The organism is Curtobacterium sp. 'Ferrero' (assembly GCF_002412165.1).
GTDB lineage: Bacteria > Actinomycetota > Actinomycetes > Actinomycetales > Microbacteriaceae > Curtobacterium.
Genome location: NZ_NXIA01000028.1, coordinates 25,133 through 32,189, shown reverse-complemented (window position 1 = coordinate 32,189; position 7,057 = coordinate 25,133). Strand labels below are relative to the sequence as shown.

Here is a 7,057-nt window from a genome sequence, read left to right as displayed (position 1 = left end):
GCCGGCCACGCGGCGGCGGACGGGGGCCGCGGGGCGGGCGCGCACCGTGCCTCCCGGCCGGGCCCACGCCCGGACCCCGCGGGCCGTCGTCAGACCAGGCAGCGGGGCCCGAGCAGGCTCTTCAGCTCGCCGAACAGGTCGGGCGTGAGGTTGACCGGGAACGGCAGCTCGAACGTGCGCGCGACGTCGTCCTTCAGGAGCTTGAGCCGCACCTCGGTCTCGCCGCTGTGCCTTCCGAGCACGGCCGCCAGCTCGGTCACGATCTCGGTCGTCGCCTGTCGCTCCGGCAGGGACAGCGTGAGCGGGCCGGACCCCATCGCGTCCCCGACGTTCGGCTGGAACATGCTCACGGCGTGCAGGGCCTTGCCGTCGTCGCGGACGTTGACCCTGCCGCGCAGGACCACGATCGAGTCCGCCACGAGGGACGGCCCGAACTCCTGGTAGGTCTTGCCGAGGAACATGACGCCGATCTCGCCGCCGAAGTCCTCGATCTGGACGATGCCGTACGGGTTGCCGGACGACTTCGCCACGCGGTGCTGCACGCTCGTCAGCAGGCCCGCGACCGTGACCGTCTCGCCCTCGACCGAGTCGTCGGCGGCGATGAGGTCGGCGATGGTGATCGACTGGTGCTTCGCGAGCTCGATCTCCAACCCGGCCAGCGGGTGGTCGGACACGTAGAGGCCGAGCATGTCGCGCTCGAACGCGAGCTTGTCGCGCTTGGACCACTCCGGCCGGTCCGGCACCTGCGACACCGGGGCCGCGGACGGCTGCTCCTCGGCGACCTCGGCGAACAGCGAGTCGAAGTCGAACCCGACGTTGCCGTGCGCCTCGTCCCGCTTGACCTTCACCGCACCCTCGACGGCTCCCTCGTGGATCTCCACGAGGGCACGGCGGGTGTCGCCGAACTCGTCGAAGGCACCGGCCTTGATGAGCGACTCCACCGTGCGCTTGTTCGCGGACGAGATCGGGATCTTCCGCAGGAAGTCGTGGAACGACTCGAACGGCCCCTTCTCGGTCCGCGCCTTGACGATGTCGTCGACGACGTTGAACCCGACGTTGCGGATCGCGCCCATGCCGAAGCGGATGTCGTCGCCGACGGCGGCGAAGAAGCCGATCGACTCGTTGACGTCCGGCGGCATGACCTTGATGCCCATCCGCCGGCACTCGTTGAGGTACAGCGCGAGCTTGTCGCGGGCGTCACCGACGCTCGTGAGCAGGGCGGCCATGTACTCGGCCGGGTAGTGCGCCTTGAGGTACGCGGTCCAGAACGACACGACGCCGTACGCCGCCGAGTGCGCTTTGTTGAACGCGTAGTCGGAGAACGGCAGCAGGATGTCCCACAGCGTCTTGATCGCCGCGTCGGAGTACCCGTTGTCCTTCATGCCCTGCTCGAAGCCGGCGTACTGCTTGTCGAGCTCGGACTTCTTCTTCTTGCCCATCGCGCGGCGGAGGATGTCCGCTTGTCCGAGCGAGAAGCCCGCGACCTTCTGCGCGATCGCCATGACCTGCTCCTGGTAGATGATCAGACCGTAGGTCTGGTCCAGGATGTCGGCCAGGGGCTCGGCGAGCTCCGGGTGGATCGGCGTGATCGCCTGTTCGCCGTTCTTGCGGAGGGCGTAGTTCGTGTGGGAGTTCGCACCCATCGGCCCCGGACGGTACAGGGCGATGAGGGCGGAGATGTCCTCGAAGTTGTCCGGCTTCATCAGCCGGAGCAGACCGCGCATCGGGCCGCCGTCGAGCTGGAACACCCCGAGGGTGTCGCCGCGCTGCAGGAGCGCGTACGCCTCCGGGTCCTCGAGGCCCATGGTCTCGAGGTCGAGCTCGATCCCGCGGTTCGTCTTGATGTTGTCGAGGGCGTCACTGATGATCGTGAGGTTCCGGAGCCCCAGGAAGTCCATCTTGATCAGGCCGAGCGACTCCGCTGCCGGGTAGTCGAACTGCGTGACGATCTGGCCGTCCTGCTCCCGCTTCATGATCGGGATGATGTCGATCAGCGGATCGCTCGACATGATGACGCCGGCCGCGTGCACGCCCCACTGGCGCTTCAGCCCCTCGAGCCCGAGCGCGGTGTCGAAGACGGTCTTCGCCTCCGGGTCGGTCTCGACGACGGTCCGGACGTCGACCGCTTCCTTGTAGCGGGGGTGGTCCTTGTCGAAGATCCCGGTGAGCGGGATGTCCTTGCCCATGACGGGCGGCGGCATCGCCTTCGTGAGCTTCTCGCCCATGCCGAACGGGAAGCCGAGGACGCGCGAGGAGTCCTTGAGCGCCTGCTTCGCCTTGATGGTGCCGTACGTGACGATCTGGGCGACGCGTTCGGAGCCGTACTTCTCGGTGACGTACTTGATCGCCTCACCGCGGCGCCGGTCGTCGAAGTCGACGTCGAAGTCGGGCATCGAGACGCGGTCCGGGTTGAGGAACCGCTCGAAGATCAGGCCGTGCCGGATCGGGTCGAGGTCGGTGATGCGCATCGCGTACGCCACCATCGAGCCCGCACCGGAACCACGGCCCGGCCCGACGCGGATGCCGTTGTTCTTCGACCAGTTGATGAAGTCGGCGACCACGAGGAAGTAGCCCGGGAAGCCCATCTGGTTGATGATCCCGACCTCGTAGTCGGCGCGCTCCTGCACCTCGGCCGGGATGCCGCCCGGGTACCGGTACTGCAGCCCGGCCGCCACCTCCTTCTCGAACCAGGAGTGCTCGGTCTCGCCCTCGGGCACCGGGAACTTCGGCATGTAGTTCGCCGCGGTGTCGAACTCGACGTCGCACCGCTCGGCGATGAGGAGGGTGTTGTCGCAGGCCTCCGGGGTGTCCCGGAACAGGTGGCGCATCTGCTGCGGGGTCTTGAGGTAGAACTCGTCGGCGTCGAACTTGAAGCGGTTCGGGTCGTTCAGGGTGGCGCCCGACTGCACGCACAGCAGGGCCGCGTGCGACTTGGCGTCGTGGGCGTGCGTGTAGTGCAGGTCGTTCGTGCCGACGAGCGGGATCCCGAGGTCCTTCGCCAGGCGGATCAGGTCGCTCATGATCCGCCGCTCGATCTCGAGCCCGTGGTCCATGATCTCGGCGAAGTAGTTCTCCTTGCCGAAGATGTCGCGGTAGTCCGCCGCGGCCTTGACCGCCTCGTCGTACTGGCCGAGGCGCAGGCGCGTCTGGATCTCGCCCGAGGGGCAGCCCGTCGTCGCGATGATGCCCTCGTGGTACTGCTCGAGGAGCTCGATGTCCATGCGGGGCTTGAAGTAGTAGCCCTCGATCGACGCGCGGCTCGACAGCCGGAAGAGGTTGTGCATGCCCGTCGTGTTCTCGGCGAACATCGTCATGTGCGTGTACGCACCCGAGCCGGAGACGTCGTCACCGCCGCCGTCGCCCCAGCGCACACGGGTCTTGTCGGTGCGGTGCGTGCGGGGCGTGATGTACGCCTCGGTCCCGATGATCGGCTTCACGCCGCCGGCCTTGGCGGCCTTCCAGAACTCGAACGCGCCGAACATGTTGCCGTGGTCGGTGACGGCCACCGCCGGCATGCCCTGCGCGGCCGTCTCGGCCACGAGGTCGCCGAGCCTGGCGGCACCGTCGAGCATCGAGTACTCGCTGTGCACGTGCAGGTGGACGAAGGAGTCGGAATCCGACACGGAACCTCCGGTTCGCTGGTCTGCGGCAGGGTGCGACAAGCCTAACCGGCGCCACCCACATTCCCGGGCGTGGCGAGCGGGGTTCCTCCGCGTGGCTCTCCGCGGCCGTGCTGTGGGCGCTCGGGCCGCCGCCGGGCCGGTTGGTCGCGCGACATGCCGCGCGCGGGCCGGCGCGGTCGCACCAGAGGTCGCCCGCGCCCGCCTCGGGCGACACCTTCTGCGACCAGCGGGCCGACGCGAGCCCGCGCCGGACTGGAGGCGCGGGTCGGCCCCGCCACGCGCCTCCCGGCTGGCGGGTGCCGCCCCCGGCCCGATTGGTCGCACGACGTGCCGCGCGCGGGCCAGCGCGGTCGCACCAGAGGTCGCCCGCGCCCGCCGCCGGCGACACCTTCTGCGACCAACCCGCACACGCGCCGCGAGCCCACGCCGGACGGGACCCGCCCGGACACGCGCGGACCGAGGTTCCAGGACTCGCCGCGGGTCGGTCACCGAGGTTCCACTGACCGGTCCCACGACCCGCGCGATGCCGGAATTCCGGAACTTCGGGGCGCGGGGCGGGGTGAGGGCGCGAGGCGGGCTACGCGGCGCGGATGCGGTCGAGCGCCTGCTGCAGGTCGTCCGGGTACGACGCCTCGAACTCGACCCACGAGCCCGTCCGCGGGTGCTCGAACCCGAGCCGCACCGCGTCGAGCCACTGCCGGGTCAGCCCGAGCTCGTTCGCGAGCACTGGGTCCGCCCCGTACATCGTGTCGCCGACGAGCGGGTGCCGCGTCGCCGCCATGTGCACCCGGATCTGGTGCGTGCGGCCGGTCTCCAGGTGCACCTCGAGCAAGGTCGCGGACCGGAACGCCTCGAGGGTCTCGTAGTGGGTGACGCTCGGCTTGCCGTCGGCCGTGACCGCGAACTTCCAGTCGCTCGACGGGTGCCGCCCGATGGGAGCGTCGATCGTGCCCGAGGTCGGGTCGGGGTGGCCCTGCGCGAGCGCGTGGTAGACCTTGTCGACCGTGCGCTCCTTGAACGCGCGCTTGAGGTGCGTGTACGCGAGCTCGGTCTTCGCGACGACCATCAGCCCCGACGTGCCGACGTCGAGCCGATGCACGATCCCCGCGCGCTCGGCAGCACCCGACGTCGCGATGGTGAACCCCGCCGCGGCGAGCCCACCCGGCACGGTCGGACCGTCCCACCCCGGTGACGGGTGTGCGGCGACCCCGATCGGCTTGTCCACGACCACGATGTCGTCGTCGTCGTGCACGATCGTCATGCCGGGCACCTCGACCGGGACGATGCGCGGCGCCTCCTTCGGCGTCCACTCGACCTGCAGCCACGAGTCGGCGTGCAGCCGGTCGGACTTGTCGACGGTCACGCCGTCGACGGTCACCCCGCCGGCCGCCACGACGTCGGCCGCGAAGGACCGGCTGAACCCGAGCAGCTTCGCGATGGCGGCGTCGACACGCTCGCCCGCGAGCCCGTCGGGCACCGGCAGGGAACGACTCTCGCTCACGTCGCGTCGTGCCCGAGGGAGTCCCGGCCGTCGCGCGGCGCGCGCGCGTCCTCGACCACGGGCCGGGAGGCAGTGCTCGCCTCCGCCACACCGGTCGCGCCCGCCACCCCGGTCACGTCCGCTGCATCGGACCCGCGACGCCGCTTGTCGCTGACCGTCCGGGTGCCGTCGAGGTTCACCCCGAAGACGACGAGCAGGACGAAGATCGCCATGCTGACGCAGATGAAGGAGTCCGCGATGTTGTAGATCGCGGGCATCATCCACGGCGTCGAGATGAAGTCCACCACGTGCCCGCGGCCGAACCCGGGCTCACGGAAGAGCCGGTCGAGCAGGTTGCCGAGCGCGCCACCGAGCAGCATGCCGAGCACGATCGCCCACCACATCGACCGGATGCGCCGGGCGAAGACGATGATCGCGACGACGACGGCCGCGGAGACGATCGAGAACACCCAGGTCATGTTCACCGCGAACGAGAACGCGGCGCCGGGGTTCCGCACGTAGAGGAACTGCAGCGCGCCCCCGAGCACCGGGACGACCTGTCCGTACGGCAGGTTGGCGACGACGAGCGCCTTGACCGACTGGTCGAGCGCCACGACGACGACAGCGGCGAAGGCCAGTGCCGCGATCGCGCGGACACTGACCTTCGCTCGTGGTGCTGGTCGTGACAACGTCAGTTGCCGACGCCCGAGGCAGACGCCGGGGCGAACCCGGACTGCTGCTCGGAGCTGCCCGAGGACTCGAGCTCGCTGAGCTGGCCCTGGATGTAGCTCTTGAGCTGCGCACGGTAGTCGCGCTCGAACGTGCGGAGCTCGTCGATCTTGCCCTCGAGCTGGCGCTGCTCCTGCTCGAGCACCGCGACACGCTGACGGTTGGTGTTCTCGGTGTCGGCGATGATCTGGCGCTGCTTGGCCTCGGCCTCGGAGACGAGGCGGGCGGCCTGCGCGGTGCCCTCGGCGATGAGGGCGTCGCGCTTCTCGATGCCTTCGCGCACGTGCTCCTCGTGGAGACGACGGGCGAGGGTGAGCAGGTTCGTGGTGCCCTCGGTGTCCTCGTCCGGGGAGACGGTGGACGCTGCGGCAGCGGCGGCGGCGACCGGCGCGGGCTCCGGAGCGGCGGCGACGGGGGCCGGCTCGGGCTCCGGGGTCGGCTCCGGCTGCTGCTCGGCGGGCTGCTCCGCCGCGGCCGGCTTCGGCGCCGACTCGGCGGCCTGCAGGCGCTGGCGCAGCTCCTCGTTCTCCGCGGTCAGGCGGCGGAGCTCGACCACGACCTCGTCGAGGAAGTCGTCGACCTCGTCCTGGTCGTAGCCCTCGCGGAACTTCGTCGGCTGGAACCGCTTGTTGACTACGTCTTCCGGCGTCAAAGCCATTGCCGTCACCTCAATAGAACTGCTGAACGTGTGGAACCACTACCAGTGCGACCGAATCTACCAGTCACGCGGAGCGGTGCGGATGCCTCGCCGGAGCGGGCATCGATCCCGACCACCGTACACCGACGAGGATGGTGTTCCCTCGTTCCGGCGGGCGTGGCGCGTGTCGCGGCCTACCGGTCGGCCCGTCGATCAGTACGAGGCCGTGATGAGCAGGCCGACGATGAACCGGAGGATGATCGCCACGAGCAGGACGATCGTCCAGCCGAAGTCGAGCGCCACGGGCCCCATCCGCATGGGCGGGAGGAGGCGTCGGACGAACCGGATCGGCGGGTCCGTGACCGTGTAGGCCACGTCGGCGACGACGAGCAGGGCGCCCCTCGGCCGCCACTGGCGGTTGAAGGTCTGCACCAGGTCGAGCACGAACCGCCCCCAGAGCACGATGATGTACAGCAGGAGTGCGTAGTACAGGACCAGGAGGATGGCGGTCACGGTGGGCTCGCTCGTCTCGGGAGGGCGCCGTCCGGACCGGGGTGGTCAGGTGCGGGCACCCGTGGGCGGGTGGGC

5 protein-coding genes are annotated in these 7,057 nt (G+C 69.9%); all 5 read right to left on the bottom strand.

Annotation, left to right across the window (positions count from 1 at the left end; translation table 11 throughout):
* Positions 1 to 89: 89 nt before the first annotated feature.
* Positions 90 to 3,572 (bottom strand): DNA polymerase III subunit alpha, encoded by a 3,483-nt coding sequence (dnaE, locus tag Csp2054_RS16395; protein ID WP_411897164.1) that lies wholly within the window; start codon positions 3,570 to 3,572, stop codon positions 90 to 92.
* A 628-nt stretch (positions 3,573 to 4,200) separates the two neighbouring features.
* A complete protein-coding gene (locus Csp2054_RS16390) occupies positions 4,201 to 5,124 on the bottom strand; it encodes an RluA family pseudouridine synthase (RefSeq protein ID WP_096900582.1) in 924 nt (307 codons plus the stop codon).
* Positions 5,121 to 5,792, bottom strand: coding sequence for a signal peptidase II (gene lspA, locus Csp2054_RS16385; protein WP_255252789.1), 672 nt, complete (start codon positions 5,790 to 5,792; stop codon positions 5,121 to 5,123). Before lspA ends, Csp2054_RS16390 begins: the two co-directional genes overlap by 4 nt.
* Before the next feature lie 2 nt (positions 5,793 to 5,794).
* On the bottom strand, positions 5,795 to 6,490 hold the full coding sequence (locus Csp2054_RS16380; RefSeq protein WP_176491758.1) for a DivIVA domain-containing protein: 696 nt from the start codon (positions 6,488 to 6,490) through the stop codon (positions 5,795 to 5,797).
* A gap of 192 nt (positions 6,491 to 6,682) precedes the next feature.
* On the bottom strand, positions 6,683 to 6,982 hold the full coding sequence (locus Csp2054_RS16375) for a YggT family protein (RefSeq protein WP_096900578.1): 300 nt from the start codon (positions 6,980 to 6,982) through the stop codon (positions 6,683 to 6,685).
* Positions 6,983 to 7,057 lie beyond the last annotated feature (75 nt).